Annotated in this window: 17 protein-coding genes and 2 pseudogenes; 7 read left to right on the forward strand and 12 right to left on the reverse strand. The window is 70.8% G+C overall.

The features are described from left to right. The first annotated feature begins 8 nt into the window (after nucleotides 1-8). Nucleotides 9-944: a hydroxymethylglutaryl-CoA lyase-like TIM-barrel protein gene (locus J2Z30_RS23025; protein ID WP_044580422.1), complete on the forward strand. Its 936-nt coding sequence runs from the start codon at nucleotides 9-11 to the stop codon at nucleotides 942-944. A gap of 84 nt (nucleotides 945-1,028) precedes the next feature. Further along, complete coding sequence (gene tcuA / locus J2Z30_RS23030; protein ID WP_308280021.1) at nucleotides 1,029-2,903, forward strand: FAD-dependent tricarballylate dehydrogenase TcuA; 1,875 nt, start codon at nucleotides 1,029-1,031, stop codon at nucleotides 2,901-2,903. Here the strand turns inward: tcuA and J2Z30_RS51380 are convergent. Then, nucleotides 2,859-3,191, reverse strand: a pseudogene (locus J2Z30_RS51380) (winged helix DNA-binding protein); the annotation flags it as partial. The gene tcuA and the pseudogene J2Z30_RS51380 sit on opposite strands and share 45 nt — an antisense overlap. 17 nt (nucleotides 3,192-3,208) lie before the next feature. Here J2Z30_RS51380 and J2Z30_RS23040 point away from each other — a divergent pair. Together J2Z30_RS23040 and J2Z30_RS23045 are read left to right on the forward strand one after the other, a co-directional pair. Beyond that, entirely contained in the window at nucleotides 3,209-3,715 is a 507-nt protein-coding gene (locus tag J2Z30_RS23040; RefSeq protein WP_044580421.1) for a flavin reductase family protein, read from the forward strand. A gap of 94 nt (nucleotides 3,716-3,809) precedes the next feature. Continuing rightward, nucleotides 3,810-4,144 (forward strand): annotated as a pseudogene (locus tag J2Z30_RS23045) (transposase); the annotation flags it as partial. Between the two features lie 14 nt (nucleotides 4,145-4,158). On the opposite strand, the gene J2Z30_RS23050 reads toward J2Z30_RS23045, so the two are convergent. Both J2Z30_RS23050 and J2Z30_RS23055 read right to left on the reverse strand, forming a co-directional pair. Next, on the reverse strand, nucleotides 4,159-4,812 hold the full coding sequence (locus tag J2Z30_RS23050; protein ID WP_044580420.1) for a response regulator transcription factor: 654 nt from the start codon (nucleotides 4,810-4,812) through the stop codon (nucleotides 4,159-4,161). A 4-nt stretch (nucleotides 4,813-4,816) separates the two neighbouring features. Further along, nucleotides 4,817-6,025 carry a sensor histidine kinase gene (locus tag J2Z30_RS23055; protein WP_044580419.1) on the reverse strand — a complete coding sequence of 403 codons (1,209 nt, stop codon included), beginning with the start codon at nucleotides 6,023-6,025 and terminating at the stop codon, nucleotides 4,817-4,819. Nucleotides 6,026-6,191: 166 nt separating this feature from the next. On the opposite strand from J2Z30_RS23055, the gene J2Z30_RS23060 reads away from it, so the two are divergent. After that, entirely contained in the window at nucleotides 6,192-7,358 is a 1,167-nt protein-coding gene (locus J2Z30_RS23060; RefSeq protein ID WP_044580418.1) for a glycoside hydrolase family 113 protein, read from the forward strand. Between the two features lie 30 nt (nucleotides 7,359-7,388). Here J2Z30_RS23060 and J2Z30_RS23065 read toward each other — a convergent pair whose 3' ends face one another. The 3 genes from J2Z30_RS23065 to J2Z30_RS23075 form a co-directional block, all read right to left on the reverse strand. Beyond that, nucleotides 7,389-8,123 (reverse strand): SDR family NAD(P)-dependent oxidoreductase, encoded by a 735-nt coding sequence (locus J2Z30_RS23065; RefSeq protein WP_044580417.1) that lies wholly within the window; start codon nucleotides 8,121-8,123, stop codon nucleotides 7,389-7,391. Nucleotides 8,124-8,200: 77 nt separating this feature from the next. Then, the gene (locus J2Z30_RS23070) at nucleotides 8,201-9,070 is read right to left on the reverse strand and encodes a fumarylacetoacetate hydrolase family protein (protein ID WP_044580416.1); all 870 of its coding nucleotides are present in this window, start codon (nucleotides 9,068-9,070) and stop codon (nucleotides 8,201-8,203) included. A gap of 31 nt (nucleotides 9,071-9,101) precedes the next feature. Further along, nucleotides 9,102-9,917 (reverse strand): IclR family transcriptional regulator, encoded by an 816-nt coding sequence (locus tag J2Z30_RS23075; RefSeq protein WP_044580415.1) that lies wholly within the window; start codon nucleotides 9,915-9,917, stop codon nucleotides 9,102-9,104. 60 nt (nucleotides 9,918-9,977) lie between these two features. Between J2Z30_RS23075 and J2Z30_RS23080 the strand changes: the two genes are divergently transcribed. Together J2Z30_RS23080 and J2Z30_RS23085 are read left to right on the forward strand one after the other, a co-directional pair. Beyond that, nucleotides 9,978-10,745, forward strand: a complete 768-nt coding sequence (locus J2Z30_RS23080) for an SDR family NAD(P)-dependent oxidoreductase (RefSeq protein ID WP_052701916.1) — start codon at nucleotides 9,978-9,980, stop codon at nucleotides 10,743-10,745. Between the two features lie 11 nt (nucleotides 10,746-10,756). Beyond that, nucleotides 10,757-13,570: an FAD-binding and (Fe-S)-binding domain-containing protein gene (locus tag J2Z30_RS23085; protein ID WP_044580414.1), complete on the forward strand. Its 2,814-nt coding sequence runs from the start codon at nucleotides 10,757-10,759 to the stop codon at nucleotides 13,568-13,570. A 78-nt stretch (nucleotides 13,571-13,648) separates the two neighbouring features. On the opposite strand, the gene J2Z30_RS23090 is transcribed toward J2Z30_RS23085, so the two are convergent. From J2Z30_RS23090 to J2Z30_RS23115, 6 genes are read right to left on the reverse strand one after another with little or no spacing between them, the layout of a single operon-like run. Beyond that, on the reverse strand, nucleotides 13,649-14,857 hold the full coding sequence (locus tag J2Z30_RS23090) for an enolase C-terminal domain-like protein (RefSeq protein WP_044580413.1): 1,209 nt from the start codon (nucleotides 14,855-14,857) through the stop codon (nucleotides 13,649-13,651). A gap of 46 nt (nucleotides 14,858-14,903) precedes the next feature. Then, nucleotides 14,904-15,803, reverse strand: coding sequence for an SMP-30/gluconolactonase/LRE family protein (locus tag J2Z30_RS23095; protein WP_044582548.1), 900 nt, complete (start codon nucleotides 15,801-15,803; stop codon nucleotides 14,904-14,906). A 23-nt stretch (nucleotides 15,804-15,826) separates the two neighbouring features. Then, nucleotides 15,827-16,516: an RraA family protein gene (locus J2Z30_RS23100; protein ID WP_308280022.1), complete on the reverse strand. Its 690-nt coding sequence runs from the start codon at nucleotides 16,514-16,516 to the stop codon at nucleotides 15,827-15,829. A gap of 57 nt (nucleotides 16,517-16,573) precedes the next feature. After that, nucleotides 16,574-17,620: an aldose epimerase family protein gene (locus tag J2Z30_RS23105; protein WP_052701913.1), complete on the reverse strand. Its 1,047-nt coding sequence runs from the start codon at nucleotides 17,618-17,620 to the stop codon at nucleotides 16,574-16,576. Nucleotides 17,621-17,671: 51 nt separating this feature from the next. After that, entirely contained in the window at nucleotides 17,672-19,369 is a 1,698-nt protein-coding gene (locus tag J2Z30_RS23110) for a phytoene desaturase family protein (protein ID WP_044580412.1), read from the reverse strand. A gap of 42 nt (nucleotides 19,370-19,411) precedes the next feature. Continuing rightward, on the reverse strand, nucleotides 19,412-20,884 hold the full coding sequence (locus tag J2Z30_RS23115; RefSeq protein WP_044580411.1) for an APC family permease: 1,473 nt from the start codon (nucleotides 20,882-20,884) through the stop codon (nucleotides 19,412-19,414). Nucleotides 20,885-21,097 lie beyond the last annotated feature (213 nt).

Raw genomic sequence — 21,097 nt, forward strand, 5'->3', positions numbered from 1 at the left:
GAACCGCCATGTCCCTGCCCGACGGAGTGCGCATCCGCGAGATCGCGCCCCGGTTGACCTTCCAGGACCATACGGTCCCGACCGACGTCAAGATCGAACTCGTGCGGCGCCTGATCGATGCCGGCGTCCGCGGGTTCGAGCTGTCCTCCTTCGTCCGGCCCGATCTCGTACCGGGGCTCGCCGACGCCGCGGAGGTGTTCGCCCGGGTACCGCGGGTGCCCGCGCTCAGCCTCGGCTGCTGTGTCGGCAATGCGCGCGGGCTCGCCCGCGCGGTCGACGCGGGGGCCGACACGGCACATTTCCTGCTCTCCGCCGACGAGGAGTTCGCCCACGCCAACATCGGACGGTCCACGGCGGACTCGTTGCGCGAGCTGGAGCGCATGGCCGCGTACGCCGCGAACGAGGACATCCTGCTCGGCACCTACGTCATCTTCGCCTGGGGTGGGCCGACCGGCCCCGCACGCACCGGCGAGGATCTCCAGCCGCTGGCCCGGCGGCTCCTCGACATCGGGGTGGAGCACTGGATCCTCGCGGATTCCTCCGGCTACGCGGCACCGCCCCAGATCCGCGAACTCATCAGCGCCGCGCTCACGCACATACCGCCCGGGAACCTGACCGTGCAGATCCACGACGGCCGAGGCATGGGCCTCGCCGCCCTGCTCCCGCTCCTCGAACTCGGCGTCCGCGCCATCGACACCTCCCTCGCCGGCAGCGGCGGCCATCCGGCGATGCCCGGCGCCCAGGGCGGGGGGCTGTGCACCGAGGACGCCGTGCAGATGCTCGAACTGTGCGGTGTGGACACCGGTATCGATCTGCCCCGCCTCATCGAGACGGCGAACTGGCTCACCGGCGAGGTCGGCGTGGCCGGCAAGGGGTTCGTCCGGCGCACCGGCCGCGTGCCGGGCACGGCCCGCCCCGGCGATCCGCTCGCCTTCACCTGGTGACGCCGGGCCGGAGCCCGCGCCCGGTGCGCCACCGCCACGCCGACCCACGCACATCGGTTCAGCAGCACGAATCCAGGAGGACCAGTGACGCATACCCGTACGCCCACGATCGTCGTCGCCGGCGCCGGGCTGACCGGCCTTTCCGCGGCGATTTCCGCCCGCGAGGCCGGCGCCCGCGTGGTGCTGCTCGAGAAGGGCAGCCGCGAGGACGTCGGCGGGAACGCGGCCTTCTCCGGCGGTCTGTTCCTGTTCTGCTATGACGGGCCGGACGATCTGACGTCGATCACGGAGGATTTCGAGCCGGGCATGAAGGCCGACCGGATCGAGGCACCGCCCTACACCCGTCATGCCTACGCGGCCGAGCTGTCGGCGATGAGCGGCGGCCGGGCCGAGTCACGGCTGGTCGGCGCGCTCGCCGAACGGTCGTTGGACACGGTCCGCTGGCTGGCCGCGAAGGGCGTCCGCTTCACATTCAACCGCACCCTGGGGGCCGAGGTCCGCGACCGTGTCCTGCACATCCCGCCCGGCCAGGTGCTGACCTGCGTCGGCGAGGGAATGTCGCGCGGGTTCGAGGTGATCCGGCCCCTGCTCGCGCACGCCGAGCGGATCGGCGTGGAAATCCACTGGTCCACACCGCTGGCGGAGGTGCGGCGCGGCGACGGCCGGGTCACGGGCGCCGCGGTCGGCGACGGCAGCCGGACCGTGCCCGCCGACGCCGTGGTGGTCGCCACCGGCGGCTTCCAGGCGAGCCGTGAACTGCGCCGCGGGCATCTGGGGCCGGAGTGGGAGACGGTGCGCCTGCGCGGCACCCGCCTGGCCACGGGCGACGGGATCCAGGCCGCGCTGCGCGCCGGGGCGGAGCGGGCCGGGACATGGTCGAGCTGCCATTCGGCCGCGGTCGACCCGACCGTGCCGTCACCGGGGCGCAGTGCGGACTCGCCACCGTTCCCGCTGCACGGCTTCTGGCTCGGTGTGCTCGTCAACCGCGATGGCGAGCGGTTCGTCGACGAGGGCCCCGGCCCGTGGATCAGGAACTACTCGAAGATGGGCAGAGCGATCATGAGTCAGCCCGGGTGCGAGGCATTCGAAATCTTCGACCAGCGCACCGCGGCCCGGGTGGCCGATGAGTTCGCCGGCGCGGCGGTGCCCATCGTCGCGCATACGGTCGTCGAGCTCGCCGGGCGGATCGGGGTGCCCGCGGACCGGCTGACGCACACGCTCGAGATGTTCAACAACGCCTGCCCGCCGGGCGACACCGTCAGTGAGGATCGCGGCACGTCCGGCATCACCCCGCCCAAGTCCCGCTGGGCGGCGCCCCTCAACCGGCCACCGTACGTCGCCTACCCCGCGGTCGCCGGGCTCACCTTCACCTTCGGCGGCATCCGGATCGACCCGGACGGACGGGCGCTCGGGGCCAACGGGGCGCCGGTGCCCGGCCTGTACGCGGCGGGCGAGGCCATCGGCGGTCTGTTCTACGGCGACTATCCCGGTGGCGCCGCCCTCATGCGCGCGGCGGTGTTCGGCCGCGCGGCCGGACACACCGCCGCGACCGAAGCCACGTCGGCGCCTCACCCGGCCCGACGACCCCACCCGGCCCGACGGCCACGGCGCGGGCCGGGGACTTGTCCCGCGGGGAACTCCCCCGCGGGTCGGTCATCCGCGCCTCTACTCCTCCGGGCGGCCCATGTCCCGGAGTTCGGTCTCCACCACGAGCGCGGCCTGCCGCAGGCGGCCGTCGGTGGCGACGATGTCGTCCCGCCCCAGCGTGGCGTTCAATGTCTCGCTGATCTTGAGAACCTCGTTGCTCATCTCCTCCAGGGCGGCCAGACCTGCCTCGGTGACCTGGAGCGAGAGCGCCCGTTCGCTCTCCGGATGCGCGGCGCGGGCCACGAATCCGCGGTTCTCCAGCTGTGTCACCATTCGCGTCATGGTCTGCGGCCGCGCATAGCAACGGCGTGACAGCTGAGCGAGGCTGAGATGGGGCTGATTGGCCAGGATGCGCAGGGCGGTGTAGCTGGACAACGTCATCTTCCACGGACGCAGCCGCGTGTTCCCAATCCTGGTGACCGCCCGCTCGAACCGGAAGACCGCATCGATCATCGAGGACGCTTCGTCCATGTCTGCGGCGTCCTCGGTCGGCGAGCGACCGTCGTCGAACGGGTTGATGTAGGGGAGAGCGCTGGACACCCGTACAGCATACGGCCCGTGGGACCGGAACATCAGCATGCTTGCATTAATGCTAAGCATGCTTCTATTTTATAAGCATGCTTACATCGAACTTCCAGCAGCCGGGCCCCGACACCGCACGTTTCCGTGCCGTCCTCGGCCACTTCCCCAGCGGCATCACCGCCATCACTTCGCGCGACACGCGGGGCGAGCCGGTGGGCATGACCGTCGCGTCGTTCACCTCCGTCTCACTCACCCCTCCGCTCGTGGCATTCCTGCCCGGCAAGACGTCGTCGACCTTCCCGGTCATCGCCGAACGCGGCACCTTCTGCGTGAACGTCCTCGCCACCGACCAGGAGCGGATCTGCCGCGCCCTGTCGGTGTCGGGCGGCGACAAGTTCGCCGAGGTGGCCTGGCAGCCGGGGCCGCACGGAGACCCGGTCATCGACGGCGTGGTCGCCTGGATCGACTGCGGGATCGAAGCCGTGCACGACGCCGGTGACCACTACATCGTCATCGGGCGGGTCAACGACCTCGACGCCGACAGCACGGCCTCACCCCTGCTGTTCTTCCGAAGCCGCTACAACCACCTGGTATCCGCGTGACCGGCGAGCGACCGCGACAGAAGAAAAACAGCCAACCAATACTCGGACGCCACAGGCGAGGCGTTCTCGAAGACCGGGGACCTGCCCAAGCTCCGCCGACGGCACGAAGATCGACGCTCCTCGCTTCCTGTGCCGATCCGAGAAGAAGCTCAAGCGCGCACAGCAAGCCCTCAGCCGCAAGGCGAAGGGCTCGAACAACCGGGACAAGGCCCGTATCAAGGTCGCACGCGCTCACGCGCGGGTCACCGACGCGCGGCGTGAGTTCCGCCCCCAAGCTCTCGGCTTCGCTCGAGCAGGGGGGACCCCATCCAGCTCTCCACCCGGCTGATCCGCGATAACCAAGCGGTCGCGGTGGAAGACCTGGCGATGAAGGGGCTCGCCCGTACGCGCCTGACCCAGCCCGTGCACGACGCCGGATGGTCCGCGTTCCGTAAGCCCTCCGGTCAGGGTTGCGGATGGGCGTCGTGGGTGAGGAGGGCGAGCTGGACGCGATTTTCCAGGTCCAGTTTGGCCAGGGCGCTGGAGAGGTGGGCCTTGACCGTGCCGAGGGAGAGGTGCAGGCGGGTGCCGATGTCGGTGTTGGACAGGCCCTCGGCGACCGCCTCGGCCACCTCGCGCTCGCGTTCGGTGAGCAACGCCAGTCGCTGTCGGGCCTGTTCGGCGCGATCGTCCGGCCCACCCGCAGCGTGCCGGACGAGGGCACGCGCGGCGGACGGCGACAGCGCGGGCTCGCCGCGGGCGGCCCGCCGTACCGCCTCGACGATTTCCTCGGGTACGGCGTGCTTGACGAGGTACCCGGCGGCGCCGGAGCGCATCGCCTCCAGCACCAGGCCGTGTTCGTCGAAAGTGGTCAGCACGATCACCTGGGGTGCCTGGGCACCGCGGCGGGTGAGCTCCCGGGTGGCCGCGAGGCCGTCCACGACCGGCATCCGGATGTCCATGAGGACCACATCGGGCGCGTGTTCACGGACGGCGGCGGCCGCCTCGGCGCCGTCCGCCGCCTCCCCCACGACCTCGATACCGTCCGCCCCGCGCAGCATCATCTTCAGCCCGGTCCGCACCAGGGGGTCGTCGTCGGCCAGCAGCACTCGGATCATGGCGTCACCTCGCGGGCCACGGTAGCCGGGCGCGCAGCGTGAAGGTGCCGTCGGCGGCGGCGTGGTCGAGGGTGCCGCCGTCGAGCCGGACCCGCTCGGCGAGCCCGGTCAGACCGGCGCCGGTGCCCGGGACCGCCCCGTCGGCGCGTGGCGCGGCGGGCAGCCCGTTGCGGACCTCCACCGTGAGGCCGCCACCGGGACTTCCGGCCAGCCGTACGCTGACGGGTGTGCCGGGCGCGTGCTTGCGGGCGTTGGTAAGACCCTCCTGCGCCACGCGGTAGACGGTCCGGTGCATTTGCCCCCGCAGGTCGCGGACGGCGTCGGCGGCCAGCTCGGTGCGGAAGTCCACCGGCTGGCCCGTGGCACGGGCGTCCGCGACCAGACCGTCGATGTCCGCGATCCGCGGCAGCAGCGACACCGGCTCTCCGCCGCTCTCCGCCCGCAGCAGGTGCAGCACCTCCTGCAACTCCTCCACGGCCTGGTGCGCGTTGCCCCGGATCACCTCCGCGCTCTCGGCGACCTCGGCGCTGCTCAGCGCGGGCCCGGCGCCCGCCTCCGCCTGCCGGGTGCGGTAGGCCAGCGCGCCCGCGTGCACGGAGAGCAGGGAGACGCGGTGCGCCAGCACGTCGTGCATCTCGCGGGCGATGGCCTGGCGTTCGCCGCGGCGGGCGTCGGCGAGCCGGCGCTCGTGTTCGGTCCGGGCCCGCTCGGCGTCCACGCGCAGCCGCTCGAAGAGCAGCCGCCGGGAACGCAGGGCGTTGCCCGAGGCGAAGGCGGCCAGGAGGTAGGCCAGCGAGAACGCGGCATCGAACCACAGGTCGTCAGTCGCTCCCGACAGCAGCGGACCGGAGGGCACCATGCACACCACGTACGCACCGAGCATCAGCAGCGCCTGCCGCCAGCGCAGACGGAGCGCGAGGTTGGTGACGATCACCGCACCGGCAGGCAGAGCGCTGGTCGCCAGCGCCACCGCGGGCAGCCCGATCAGCGCCACGGCGAGCGGGAAGTCACGCCGCCACCACAGCGCGCAGCAGGCCACGAGCCCCAGCAGCGGGTCCAGTTCCGCCGCCCACCCCGGCAGGTCGCCCTGCTCCTTCACGACCCCGAGGACGACCATGCCGAGGAAGACGGCCGCGCAGAAGAGTCCCGCGTCCACCGCCCGCTCGCGCCAGGTGCGCCCGGCCGGGAGGGCGAGGTCGAGGCCGTTCGTCATGAGGTGAGGGTATTCGGGCCGGGGAGGGCGGCACATCGGCCAACCGGCCAGACGTCCCTCGGCCATTGGTCTGACTCCCGCCGCCTCCTCCTGGACCGTCGGCGAATGGTGCCGACCCAGGTGGCCCCCGCAGACTGCTGCCATCCGGAAGACGGGAGAGAACGAGATGGGTGCAGCCCAGGTCAGCAGGGCGCGGTTGCTGCGGCTCGCGGGGGCCGTCGCCGTCGGTGCGGCACTGCCCGCCGGATACGCCGCCGCGACGGAGTGGCACGACAGCACAGGCGCCCCGGCCGATCGGAAGCGGGCGGGGGACGCCCGGCCGGCCGGAGTGCGATATCGCGGGGTCGTCTACGAAGTGAGCGAGGGCGAGACACCGGCCACGGCATGGAGCGCGGCTCGTACCCGCGCCGATCTACGGGCGATCCGCCGCCAGTTGCACGCCGACACGGTGAAGATCACCGGCGATGGCGTCGAACGGCTCACCCGCACCGCGGCCGAGGCGGCCGAGAACGGTCTGCGTGTCTGGCTGGAGCCGACCCTCGGCGATGTGCCCGCTTCGGACATCCTCGACCACCTCGCGGAGACCGGACGATTCGCCGAACGACTGCGCCGGCAGGGCGTACGGGTGCATCTCAACGTGGGCTGTGAGTTCCTGCTGTTCGTCCCCGGGATCGTGCCCGGCGCCACCGCGACCGAACGGATCGAGAACCTGGTCAAAGGCGACTACGACCCGGTGCAGACCGCCCGGCGGCTGCGCCGCTTCACCGCACGGGCCGCCGCCGTCGGCCGCTCGGTCTTCCGCGGGCCGCTGTCGTACGGGGCCGCGCAGGACGAGGACGTGGACTGGGGCCTGTTCGACCTGGTGTGCGTCGACTACTACGGCTGGTTTCCGAACCGCGCCGGGCATGTCAAGGAGCTGCGTACACACCAGCGTCACGGCAAGCCGCTCGCGATCACCGAGTTCGGCTGCTGCACCTTCGAGGGCGCGCCCCGTCTGGGCGGTATGGGGTGGGACGTCGTCGACTACGCCAAGACGCCGCCTCGGGTCAAGAAGGGGCTGGAGCGCAGCGAGCACACACAGGCGGCGTATCTGACCGATGTGCTCGATGTGTTCGAGTCGATGAACCTGTACGCGGCCATGGCCTACACGTTCGTCACGCCCGACGCCCCACACCGCCGCGAGCCGCGACTCGACCTGGACATGGCCGCCTACAGCCTGGTGAAAGTGATCAGGGACCGTCCGGCGGAGCCGGATTCCCCCTGGCACTGGGAGCCCAAGGAATCCTTCCGGGCCCTGGCCGGCGAGTACGCCCGCCACCGGCGGCGCCCCTGAAGGCCGTGGGCCGGGGGCCGCGGTCGCTGTTCACACCTTCAGCGTGGCCATGCCTCCGTCCACGGCCAGGGCGCTGCCGGTCGTGGACGCCGAGAGCGGGCTGGCGAGGTAGGTGATGGCATGCGCCACCTCTTCCGGGGTGACCAGCCGTCCCAGAGGCTGTCGGGTGCGCAGGGCCCGGGACTCGGCCTCCGGATCCGGCGCGGTGGACAGCAGTCGGCCTATCCACGGGGTGTCCACGGTGCCGGGGGTGACGCAGTTGACGCGGATGCCTTCCTTGACGTGGTCGGCGGCCATCGCCAGCGTCATGGAGAGCACGGCGCCCTTCGTGGCGCTGTAGAGCGCCCGGTTGCGTACCCCGGCCAGGGCGACCACGGATGACACGTTGACCACCGCGGCGTGGTCCGAGCGGCGCAGCAGGGGCAGTGCGGCAGCTGTGATGCGCGCCATCGAGACCACGTTCACGTCCAGGATCCGGTGCCACTCCTCGCGGTTGTTGGCCGTGACATCGCCCTTGGCTCCGATACCGGCGTTGTTCACCAGCACGTCGAGGCGTCCGTGGTCGTCGGCCAGTGTGCGCATCGCCGCCGCGACGGCGTCGTCGTCGGTGATGTCACAGCGGATGTACGGATGGGGGGTGTCCGGCGCGGTGCGGTCGAGGACCACCGTGGTGGCGCCCCGTTCGGTGAGCAGTGCCGCGGTCGCGGCGCCGATGCCGCCGGCACCGCCGGTCACGGCCGCCACGAGTCCTTGGAATTCCTTCATGCCGTCCTTGCTCCTGTCGTCTGCGGTGCGGTGCGGTCCGCGCCGCGCGCCGGGCGGGGCGTGCGGAGTGCGCTTGGTCAGCGGGGCGCGACGACGCGCTGCCGCTGGGTGCCAAGGCCGTCGATGCCGAGCTCCATCACATCGCCGGCGCGCAGCCACACCGGTGGGGTGAAGCCCATGCCCACTCCCGGGGGTGTGCCGGTGTTGATCAGATCGCCGGGTTCCAGAACCATGAACTGGCTGAGGTAGTGCACGATGGTGCAGGGGTCGAAGATCATCGTCGCGGTGGAACCGCTCTGCCGACGCTTTCCGTTGACGTCGAGCCACATGCCCAGCGCCCGGACGTCGTCGATCTCGTCGGGCGTGGCCAGCCAGGGCCCCGCCGGGTTGAACGTCTCCGCGGATTTCCCCTTCGACCACTGCCCGCCTCGCTCCAGCTGGAAGGCACGCTCGCTCACGTCGTTGACCAGGACGTACCCGGCGATGACGGCACGGGCCTGTTCGGGTGTGTCGAGATAGCGGGCGCGGCGCCCCACGACGATGCCGAGTTCGACCTCCCAGTCGGTCTTGTCGCCGCCCCGGGGCAGCCGGACGTCGTCATAGGGTCCGACCATCGTGTTCGGGGACTTGGTGAACAGGATCGGCTCGTCGGGGACCGCCTGGCCGGTCTCGGCTGCGTGGTCGGCGTAGTTCAGGCCGATGCACAGGATCTGGTGCGGGCGGGCGAGTGGTGAGCCGATCCGGACGCCGTCGAGCGGGCGGGCGCCACCGGCGGCGGCCCGTTCGGCGGCCACCGTGGCGAGGTGGGCGAGGTGTTCGGGTGTCGAACGGGAGAAGAAGTCCCCGTCGAAGTCGGCCACGACGTCCGACACATCCACGTAGGAGCCTTCGGCCACGCGGACGGCGGGCCGCTCCCGGCCCGGCTCGCCGATTCTCATCAGATGCACAGTCAACTCTCCGGTGTCGTTCTCTGTGGTGCTATGTGGCGGTCGGCGCCCCGCGGTCGGCCACGACGGTCCTGATCTCGTCCACCTCGTCGACGAGGCGGGACACGGGCGTGCGGTAGGTCAGGGCGCTGATGCTGACCGCGCCGGTGGGCCGGGTGGGGGAACCGAGGAAGACGGGAACGGCGAGGCAGGCCACGCCCGGCTCGTTCTCCTCGTCCTCGATGGCGAAGCCCCGCGTCCTGACGAGTGCGAGTTCCTCGGCGAGTTCGGCGGCGGTGGTCTTCGTCCGCCCGGTCCGGGCGGTGAGGGGGGCGCCGCCCACCCACTCGGCCACGGCGTCGTCGTCCGGAAGGGTGTAGGACAGCAGGAGCTTGCCCACGGCGGTGGAGTGTGCCGGGTTGCGGCCGCCGATCGTCGACGAGAGCCGGACCGCGCCGGCCGATGGATCGACCTTGGCCCGGTAGACGATCGTCCGGTCGTCCAGGACGGCGTAGTGGGCCGTCTCGTTGTACCGCGCGGCCAGCGTCTCCAGGACCGGCTGCATGTGCAGGTGATCGGGGCGTGCCTCGTAGTGGCTGAAGGCCAGTCGCAGGAACTCGTCTCCCAGCATGTATCTGCCGTGGGCCTCGAGCCTGGCGAACCCCGCCCTGCGGAGCACGGCCAGGGCCCGGTGCACGGTCGGCTTCGGTGACCCGACGGTTTTCGTCAGGTCGTCCAGATCGATGCCGCCGGGGTTGGCGGCGAGTTCGCGCAGGATCAGCAGCACGCGGTCGGCGCCCACCGGTGTTGAGGACCGGTCCTGCGAGACCGGTGCCGCTTGCTTCTGCCGTCGACTAGTATCCGCCATAATCCAAATAGTAGATCGCCATTCAGAATAATGGAAGTCTGGCGAGGAGAGGACGAGCTGATGAGGCTGGACGGGAAAGTGGCGGTCGTGACGGGCGCCGGCGGGGGCATCGGCGCGGCGGTGTGCCATCGCCTTGCCGAGGAGGGATGTTCGGTGGTGGCGGCCGACCTCGAGGGCGAAGGGATCGGGACAGTGGCCGAGGAGACCGCGTCCGCGCCGGGGACCGTGGTCGCCGTGACCGCCGACGTCTCCACTGACGAGGGCAACGCGGAGTTGGTCGATGCCGCCCGCTCCCGCTTCGGTGGACTGGATGTCTTCCACGCCAACGCGGCCACGCAGATCATGGGCGGACTGGAGCAGGCCACCGCGGAGGACTGGGACAGGCAGTTCCGGACGAACCTCTACGGCGTGGCGAGCGGGCTGCGCCACGCGGTCCCCGAACTGCGCAGGCGCGGCGGCGGGTCCCTGATCATCACGGCCTCCGTCCTCGGCCTGGTGGGCGATCCCGACCTGCCGGCCTACGGCGCCATGAAGGGCGGTGTGCGCGCGCTGTGCCGGTCCATGGCCACGCGGTATGGCCCGGAGAACATCCGGGTCAACACCATCTGCCCGGGGGACGTCGAGACGCCCATGGTCGCGGAGTTCTTCGCGTTCCAGGACGACCCGGAGGCGGCACGGGCCCAGATCACCGAGCGCTATCCGCTGCGGCGCTTCGCGGTTCCCCGTGACGTCGCCAACGCCGCCCTCTTCCTCGCGTCCGACGAGTCCGGCTGCATCACCGGCACCGACATCCTCGTCGACGGCGGCCTGCTCGCCCGCATCTACTGAGAGGAGCCGCGATGTCCCCGCGGTCCGACGAGGCAGTCCTGGACGAACGGGCGCGCACCGCGCTGGAGGGGGCCGTCCCCGGAGGCGTGAGCGTCCGTGCCGCGGACCGGCTCGCGCTGGCACACGACGCGTCCCACTATCTGCTCACCCCCCGGGCGGTGGTCACCCCGTCCGGCACCGACGAGATGGCGGCGCTGCTGCGGGCCGCGCGCCCGCTGGGTCTGCCGCTCACCTTCCGCTCCGGGGGCACCAGCCTGAGCGGACAGGCCGGCTCGGCACACGTCCTGGTCGACACCCGGCGCCGGTTCCAGCACATCGAGGTGGCCGACGAGGGGCGCCGCATCACCGTGGGCCCCGGGGTGACGGTGCGCGCGGCCAACGCGCGGCTGGCGCCCTACGGCAGGAAGCTCGGCCCGGATCCGGCCAGTGAGGCGGCCTGCACCATCGGTGGGGTCGTCGCGAACAACTCAAGCGGTATGGCGTGCGGCATCGAGCAGAACACCTACCGGACCCTGGAGTCGGCCGTCCTCGTGCTGCCGTCCGGAACGGTGCTGGACACCTCCCGCACCGACGCCACCACGTTCCTCGCCCACCACGAGCCGGAGCTGTGCGAGGGGTTGCTGCGGCTGCGGGACCGCGTGCGCGCGAGCCCCGCGGCCGTCGCCACCATCGGCAGGCTCTTCGCCCTGAAGAACACCATGGGCTACGGCGTGAACGCCTTCCTCGACTTCGACGACCCGGTCCAGCTGCTGCTCCACCTCGTGGTGGGCAGTGAGGGCACGCTGGCGTTCGTCGCCTCCGCCACCTTCCGCACGGTCCCGCTGTACCCCCACCGGGCGACCGGTCTGCTGCTCTTCACCGACCTCCGGCGCGCCACGGAGGCGCTGCCGGATCTGGTCGCCTCGAGCCCGCGGGCGGTCGAGCTGATGGACGCCGCTTCGCTGCGGGTGGCACAGCGCGACGCGCGGGCGGATCCATCCCTGCGCGGCCTCGCGGTCGACCGGCACGCCGCACTCCTGGTCGAGTACCAGGAGTCGTCCGCGGCCGGACTCGCGGCACGGGTCGAGGCGGGCGGGTCGGTGCTGGGCGGACTCCCCTTGGCGGCGCCGGCCACACTGACCACCGACGCGCCCGCCCGCGCGGCGCTGTGGCACATCCGCAAGGGTCTCTACGCCACGGTGGCGGGCAGCCGGCCACCGGGCACGACCGCCCTGCTGGAAGACATCGCCGTCCCCCTGGAGTCGCTGGCCGGCACCTGCGAGGACCTGGTGGAGCTCTTCTCGGCCCACGGCTACAGCGAGAGCGTGATCTTCGGCCACGCGAAGGACGGCAATATCCACTTCATGCTCAACGAGACCTTCGGCGAGGGGCACACCGAGCGGTACGAGGCGTTCACCGAGGACATGGTCGAGCTCGTGCTGTCCCGTGGCGGCACGCTGAAGGCCGAGCACGGCACCGGCCGGATCATGGCCCCGTTCGTGCGGCGGCAGTACGGGCAGGAGCTGTACCAGGTCATGTCCGACCTCAAGGGGCTCCTCGATCCCGGCCGGCTGCTCAACCCCGACACCATCCTCGTCTCGTCCGACGACGCGCACGTACGGCACCTCAAGAGCACCCCGGCCGTGGACGAGGAGGTCGACCGGTGTGTCGAATGCGGCTACTGCGAGCCCGTCTGCCCGAGCCGCGACCTGACCCTCACCCCACGCCAGCGCATCGTGCTGCGCCGTGAGATCGCCCGTGCGCGGGCACGCGGGGACTCGGCGCTGGCCGAGCGCCTCCAGACCGACTACGCCTACGACGGCGTGCAGACCTGCGCGGCCGACGGGATGTGCCAGACGGCGTGCCCGGTGCTCATCGACACCGGAGCGCTGGTCAAAAGACTCCGCGCGGAGCAGGAAGGACCGGTGGCCCGGCGGCTGTGGCACTCCGCGGCACAGCACTGGGAGTTCTCGACCCGGGCGGCGTCATTCGCCCTGACCACCGCCCAGCGGGTGCCCCGGATCGCCGGGAGCGGCAGCCGGATCGCCCGCCGGGCCGCCGGAGCCGACACCGTGCCGCTGTGGAGCGGGGACCTGCCCCGCGGTGGCGCGCCCCGCCCCGACATCACGGCCGACGAGGCCGACCTGGTGTTCATGCCCTCGTGCATGGGGTCCATGTTCGGGGACCAGGAGGGCGGCGGTGCGGCGGAGGCGTTCCTCACCCTGTGCCGGCGCGCCGGCCTTGAGGTGCGCACACCTCGCGGGACGGGCGCGCTGTGCTGCGGTACCCCCTGGAAGTCCAAGGGCCACCTCCGCGGCTATCAGGCGATGGCGGCCCAGGCGGTGCCGCGGCTTCGTGAGGCCGGTGACGGCGGAAGGCTGCCGGTGGTGGTGGACGCCTCGTCGTGTACGGAGGGATTCGCCGAGATGCTGCGCGACCTCGGTCCGGTGGAGGGAGGACCGGAGGTGATGGACGCCGTGGGCTTCGCCGCCCAGCGGCTCCTGCCCAGGCTGCGGGTACGCCACCGGCTGGAGTCGCTGACGCTGCACCCGACGTGCTCGTCCACCCGGCTGGGCCTCAACGAGGACCTGGTGCGCCTCGGCGAAGCGGTGGCGCACCGGGTGCACGTACCCGACGACTGGGGCTGCTGCGGCTTCGCCGGGGACCGCGGGATGCTCCATCCCGAGCTCACGGCCTCCGCCACGGCGGCGGAGGCCGCGGCGGTGGCCCGGCGGCCGACCACGGCGTACGCGTCAATGAACCGTACCTGCGAGATCGGCATGTCCCGCGCCACCGGAGCCTCGTATCGGCATGTGCTGGAGCTGCTGCTCGACGCGACGGCCTGAGAACCGCCGCGGAAGACCCGTTGGGCACACGAGGAAGCGGACCGGCCGGCGGCCGGTCCGCTTCCTCGTTCGGCGGGCTCAGAACTTGGGGAACTTCGCGCGGAACGTGCTCTGCGCGGGGTCCTGGAACTCGCTGACCTCCCCGACCTCACGGTGGCGCTTGGCGTAGAACTCCAGCTTGTCCCGGTCGATTTCGACGCCCAGACCGGGGCCCTCGGGTACCCGCACCTTCCCGCCCTCGAAGCGGAACGGTGCGGTGATGATGTCGTCCGCCTGCTCCAGGAGGTGGGTGTCGATCGAATGGCTGATCATGGTCTCGGACGCGGCGACATGGATGGCGGCAGCCGACGAGATGCCGAGTTCGCGGTCGCTGTGCAGGCTCATGCCGATGTTGAACGTCTCGCAGATCTTGGCCAGTTGGAGGACGGAGCTGACCCCGCCCCAGAAGTGGATGTCGCCGAGGATGATGTCCAGGCCCTTGCTGCGGACCGTCAGCGGAAGCTGCTCAAAGGTCACCACGGCCATGTTGGTGGCCAGCGGCACCGGTGTCCGCTCACGGACGCGCGCCAGGCCCTCGATGCCCCAGGTCGGATCCTCGCAGAATTCCAGGTCGTAGTCGGCGAGCCGGTTGAGCACGCGGACACTCGTGTCGACGGACCAGACCGCGTTGGGATCGATCCTGATGGACCGCAGCCGGTCCCCGAGTTCGGCGCGCATCAGCTCGACCGACTTGATCTCCAGAGCGGGGTCGAGCACACCGTTCTTGAACTTGATGTCACGAAAGCCGTAGGTGTCGAAGAGTTCGACCGCGTGCTCGACGGCGTTCTCGGGCCGGTCGCCGGTGCCGACGCTCCCATCGGCGTCGTAGCGGTAGAAGACATAGGCGGAGAACTCGACGGCGTCGGACTCGATGCCGCCCCACAGGTCCCCGCAGCGCTTGCCGGTGGCCTTGCCGATGAGGTCCCAGCAGGCCATTTCCACCGCCGCACCGGCCAGTTTGGCGGCGCCGACCAGCGCGAGCTGCTCACTGGTCATCCGGAACACCGAGAAGCGGCGGGTGATCCGCCAGACCTCCAGGGGATCCACGCCGAGGTAGAGGTCGCGGTGCAGCTCCAGCGCGCGGACGATCTCGTCGCCGCCCCGGGTCTCCCCGATGCCGACGAGACCCTCGTCGGTGATGAGCTCCACGATGGTGCGTGTGGTGGCGGTCTCGACGCCGAATGACCAGCGCAGGGGGCGTGTGAGGGGCACGGTCACCGGCGTTGCGCGGATATCGACGATCTTCATGGTTTCTCTCTCCTTGCTGAGGACGTGACCGGAAGGGGAAGCCCGCTCATCCGTCGAACCGGCTGAGCGGCAGGCCACTGGTTCCGGGAGCGCAGCGGAACACCCCGCCCGCCGCGGGTTCCGCCCGCGGCGGCCGCCCGGTCGACGGCCGGCGCGCGGTGGTGATGTAGAGGTCGGACAGGCTGTCACCGCCGAAGGCGCAGGCGGTCACGTATCGGGCCGGGACGTCGACGTGGGAGACGACCTCGCCGTCGGGTGCGCAGCGCAGTACGCGTCCCGCACCCCATACCGCGACCCACAGGAATCCCTCGGCATCGACCGTGAGGCCGTCGGGCATGCCGAAGTCCTCTTCGAGGACGAGAAACCGCCGCCGGTCGCCGAGCGCCCCGCCGTCCACGTCGTAGTCGTGAGCCGCCACCTCGTGGGCGAGCGAGTCGACGTGGTAGACCGTGTCCCCGGTGGGACTCCAGGCGATGCCGTTGGACATGCCGAGGCCGTCGAGCAGGACGCGGACCCGTCCGTCGCCGTCGAGCTGGTAGAGACGTCCCGGTCCGGCGCCGGCCTCCCGGGAGGTGGAGCCGCACAGCAGCCGGCCGGCCGGGTCGCAGGCGCCGTCGTTCATCCGCATGACCGACCAGTCCTCCGGCAGGTCCACCGTGCGGCCCGGACGGCCGTCGCGGTCCGTCCATACGAAGCCGCCCGGCCCGGCGGTCAGCAGGCCCCCGTCCATCCGGGGCACGGCGACCGAGGTGGGCCGGTCGAACTGGACGCGGACCGGTCCGCCGTCCGGCGGCGCCGTGCGGTCGGTCCGCGCCTTCCACAGATCACCGGCGTCCAGGTCCACCCACAGCAGCTGGTTCGTCCGGTCGTCCCAGCGGGGGCTCTCGGCCAGGGAGCAGCGGCAGTCGGCCCAGAGTTCGGCCCGTTGCGGAGTCGGCCGCGCCATGGCCATCGGCTCCTCTCCGCACGTCACAGGACGCGGTACGTCCGGAAGGCGTCGGTCACCGGAACGCCCCGGGCAACCGCCTCGCGGAACTCGCGCTCGCCGGCCCGCTTCTCCCGGACCAGGGAGATCACCTTCTCCTCCAGCTCGGCCGGGACGACGCAGACGCCGTCGGCGTCGCCGACGATCAGGTCGCCGGGGTCGATCCGCACGCCGTCGATGGTGACCGGGACCAGTTCCTCGACCACGTCCACCCGGCCCTTGCTGTCGTACGGTGTGGCGCCGCGGCTGAAGACCGGGAAGCCCAGGGCCTGCACCCGGCTGACATCACGGATCAGCCCGTCGGTGAGCGCACCGGCCACCTGACGCGAAAGGCAGGCGGTGGTCACCAGCTCGCCCCACACACCGGCGGCGTCGGAGCGGCCGGTGTGGAAGACGAACACCGTCCCGGGCGCCGTGTGGTCCAACGCCGACAGCAGCCCCTCGTAGGGGCGCGCGGGTGAGACCTCGGCCGCCGCCACGGCGTGGACGGTGTGGGCCCTGCCGACCACTCGCTGGGCGAGGCCGAGCGGCCGGATGTCCGGTCCGAGACACTGCCGCCTGCGTCCCAGTGCGTCGAGCGCGTCCGAGGCCAGTGCGCTGGTCAGCAGGTCCCACGCGGGGTCGGGCGCGGCTTCCGCGGCGTCCGAGGGGTTGGGCGGCGGGGGGTGTTCCACGAGATCCTCCTGTGGTGTGAGTCGTTCCCACCGGGCGCGCCCGGTGGCGGGGCCGTGTCACCGGGCGGTGAACGTCAGCCGCATGTCGTTGGTGTAGACCTCACCGGGACGCAGGACCGGAGACGGGAAGTGGGGGATGTTGATGTCGTCCGGAAAGCCGGTCGTCTCCAAGGTCACCCCGGCGAACGCCGGATACGCGTCCAGGTCTCCCTTGGCGGGTTCGCCGGCCAGATACCCTCCGGCGTAGACACACAGCCCCCGCTGGTTGGTGGCCAGCTCCAGGCTCCGGCCGCTGGCGGGATCGGTCAGCGAGCCGACGACCCGCATACCGGAGCCGTCCAGCGCCCAGATGTCGTCGTAGCCGGCGGATCCGGCGGCCACCCGTCCGGCGCCGGTGTTCTCGATGAGCGCGTTGTCCTTGCCGATCGGCTTGGGGGTGCGGAAGTCGTAGGGGTTTCCCTCGACCGGCCGGACCTCTCCGTCCGGGATGAGCTCCTCGTCGACGGGGACGTAGTGGGAGGAGTCCAGCTGGAGGACGTGGTCCAGGACGGTGCCGGAGTCATGGCCGCCGAGGTTCCAGTACGAGTGGTGGACCAGCCGTACGATGGTGGGCCGGTCGGTGGTGGCCGTCATGGTGATCCGCAGGCTGTTGCCTTCCAGCCGGTAGGTGACGCGGGTGTCGAGCGTTCCCGGGAAGCCTTCCTCGCCGTCCCCGGACTGGCGGTGGAAGCTCACCGCCTCCTCCCCGGGATGGCGCACCGTGCTCCAGGCGTACTGGTCGAAGCCGCGCTCGCCGCCGTGCAGGTGGTTGACGCCCTCGTTGGTCGCGAGCTGGTACTCGGCGCCGTCCAGGGTGAACCTGCCGGCCGCGATGCGTCCCGCGTAGCGGCCGGCGGTGGCGCCCATGTAGCTGCGGTCCTCGAAAGCCTCCCTGAGCGACGGACGTCCCAGGACCACATCGGCCATGACACCGTCCCGGTCGGGCACGTGGAACTCCAGGAGGCGTGCGCCCAGGTCGGTGAGGACTGCCTTGCAGTGCTCGTTCTCGAGGGTGACGATCCGCACGGGGAAGCCGTCCATCGTCTGCTGGATCTCTCCGGACATCTCTCTCCTCTGCGTGGCATTCGCGTTGCCTGTGCGTGGAAGCCGTGGTGGTCAGCGCGAGCTGAAGCGGTCGACGATGCGGGCCAGGCGGGGGTTGCGCGCGGCTTGCGCACCCAGCCGGCGGAGAGTGGGGTTGGCCATCAGCCGCTCGACCACCGGAGTGCGGGCCTGCCGGGCGCCCCGGGATTCGTCGAGGCCGGAGCTGCCGAACTTGTCCTCCAGGACCGCGTGGGCCGCGTTGTGTCCGGGCGACCCCATCACGCCCCCGCCGGGATGGGTGCCGGCGCCGCACAGGTACAGGCCGCGCAACGGGGCGCGGTATCCGCCGGCCCCGGGTACGGGCCTGGCGTCGAACAGCTGCCCAAGGGTCATCGCGCCGTGGAAGATGTTCGCCCCGGCGAGGCCGAAGGTGCGCTCGTAGTCCAGCGGTGTCCAGGTCCTGGAGTGGATGATCGAGTTGCTGATGCCCGGCGAGTAGGTTTCCAGGACGTCGATGACGCGCTTCTCGAACTCCGGCTTGGCGGTGTCCCAGTCGGAGTCGGCGAGTTCGAAGGGGACCTGCTGGACGCCGGTGCTCAGGATGTGTTTGCCGGCCGGTGCGAGGGTGTCGTCCAGGACCGTCTGGATGATGAACTCGATGGGGAAGTCGTCGGCCATCCGGCCGTGTGCCTGGTCCTCCCCCGTCCGGGTGAAGAGGTCGACGTCGGCGCCGAGGAGGGTGAGTCCCCGGTGCTCCGGGCCTTCGCCCTTGCGGCCGACGAACTCCGGAAGCCGGTCGAGCGCGAAGTACGACCGCGCCATACAGCCGCGTACGTCGTAGGCGCCCATGCGCTCGAGCAGTTCGGACGGCAGGTCGGCGGCGTCCACCAGCCGCAGATAGGTCGTGACCGGGTCGGCGTTGGACAGGACGACATCGCTGGTGATCGCCTCACCGCCGCTGGTGACCACGCCGGTCGCCCGCCCGTTGCGGGAGGTGACGTAGGCGACCTCGGCCTCGGTGCTGATGACGGCGCCGCGGGCCCGCGCCCGGTCGGCCAGTGCGTTGGCGATGGAGCCCATGCCGCCTTGGGGGAAGGCGAACTGTCCCATGTGGCCTTCGTGTTCACCGATCGCGTGGTGGCCGTAGACATAGGCCCAGCCGGGTGTCGCGGGACCGCCGTACACGCTCACCGTGCCGGTGAAGGCGAGCAGGCCCTTGACGATGTCGGCGGTGAAGAAGCGGTCGACGATCTCCTTGATGCTCAGTGTGAAGAAGTCGGTGAACACCTCGGGAATGCCGGCCCGGTGGAACGCCTCGATGACTTCGGCGAGGCTGGGTGGCCGGGTGGTCAGCAGGAACGGGTTGATGACGCGGTAGAGCTTCTGCAGTTCCAGCCCGAAGGCGAGGAATCCCTCGCTCTCCCCCTTCTTCACCCCTTCCAACTCCCGCAGGGTCGCGCCGAGTTCGTTGTACATGGACACGGTCCGGCCGTCGCGCCATACGTTGGTCGTGCCGACACCGCCCTGCAGGAATCGCAGGCCCCACTCGTGCGGCCGCAGATCGGCAAGGATCTTGGGGTGGAGCAGGCCGGACAGATAGGAGGCGGTGGAGGCCCGGTAGCCCGGCCATATCTCCTCCGTCACGGTGGCGCCGCCGATGATGTCGCGGCGTTCCAGCACGCGGACCTTCAGTCCGGCGTCGGCGAGGTAGTTCGCGGCGATGAGACCGTTGTGACCGGACCCGATGACAACCGCGTCGAAGTGTGACATCCGTTCTTCCCTGAGGTGAGTTGGCGACAGGTGCGGGGAGTATCAGCGCGCCACGGGCCGTGGCGGGGTCACGGCCTCCTCGGGCGCACGCTCGTCCCTGGCATGTGCGGTGAAGTACAGGACGACGCCGATGACGATGACGCCGAGCGTGCCGCAGCCGACCTTGACCGGATCCTGGTAGATGAGGAAGGCCACCAGCATCAGCGACCAGATCGTGGCGACGATGTACCAGAACGGGCCGCCGCGCAGGGTGAACGAGCGCTCCGGCAGGCTTCCCCTGATCCGTGACCGGATGCCGACGGCGGTCGACGCGGCGTAGGACAGGGCCCAGGTGACCGCGAGGATGGCGGCCAGCACCTGGAAGACCGCGGAGTAGACGATGAACAGCAGGGCGATCGCGCCGGACACGAGCACACCGGTGACCGGCACACGCTCCCTGCTGAGCCGCTTCAGCAGCCGCGCGCCGACGAAGGCGCCGTCCCGCCCCTGTGCCCACAGCACGCGCGCACCGGCGAGCTGGACCACCATGCCGTTGACGAAGAGGGAGAAGACGGCCAGCACCTCGATGGCCGTCGCGAACGGCGTCCCGAGGATCGGCGCGAGGATGTACTTGACCGGTGAGGCGGAATTCAGTGTGCCGTCGACCGATGAGATGCCCAGCATCAGCACGAACAGCACCAGGCTGCCCACGATCAGGGTGAGGATGTTGGCGCTCACCGCCATGACGGGGACCGACCGGGACGCGTTGTGTGTCTCTTCGCCGGCGGTACCGCTCACGTCGAATCCGGACACGATGAAGGCGCTGAGCAGACAGGAGAAGATCAGCGGAAGGACCACCGAACCCTGCACCACCCCGGCGTCGGTGAACAGGAAGCCCATCGGCCGGTGCGGTTGGCCGAAGAAGAGGAAGGCCGCACCGCAGCCGACGACGATGGCGCCGCTCGCCAGCAACTCCGAGACGACCCCGACGTTGTTGAGCAGCGCGACGAGCTTCACTCGCAACAGGTTCAGCAGGGTGGTGGCCAGGATGATCAAGGCGGAGACACCGACGGTCTGCCAGTGGGACAGCCGCTCGACACCGAACCAGTTGCAGATGAGCGGTGTGAGGCCGACCGCGCCCAGTCCGACGGATGCGAAGTGTGCGATCTGGATCATCCATCCGACCTGCCACCCGAGGAACCGGCCGGCCTGCCGCGTGACCACCTGATACACACCGCCGGCCAGTGGATAGGCCGAGCACAGCTCCGCGATGCAGAACGCGACCACGACCTGGAGAACCGTCGCTCCGGCGAACGTCCACAGCGACAGCGGGCCGACTTGGCCGAAGCCGACGAGGAAGGCCACGACGATCGCGCCGGAGAAACACGCGGTCGAGAACTGAAGGGCGAAGCTCGACATTCCGCCGAGCGCCCGTCGCAGCTCGGGCCGGTAGCCCAGTTCTCGCAACTGGTCGTCGTCAGCGCGCGGACCCCCGGGTGGAGTGTCCGCGGGTGAGGACTGCACATCGTCTGCCATGCCGGTACCGCCTCAAAGTGCAGGTGGGAGGGGACGTGAAGGAGACACGGAAAGAAGGTGGGAAGAGAAGGGGAAGCCGAGACGAACCCTCGGTGTCTCTGCGAGCGAGGCTAGGATGTCTCACTCAGAGAGTCAACACTGTCTCTCCTGATGAGTCACAGGAGGACACACCCGCTCTTCCCGGTGTACACCCGCGGACCGCGCTCATGCCGT

Origin of the sequence: Streptomyces iranensis, assembly GCF_017874715.1 — a bacterium.
Taxonomy (GTDB): domain Bacteria; phylum Actinomycetota; class Actinomycetes; order Streptomycetales; family Streptomycetaceae; genus Streptomyces; species Streptomyces iranensis.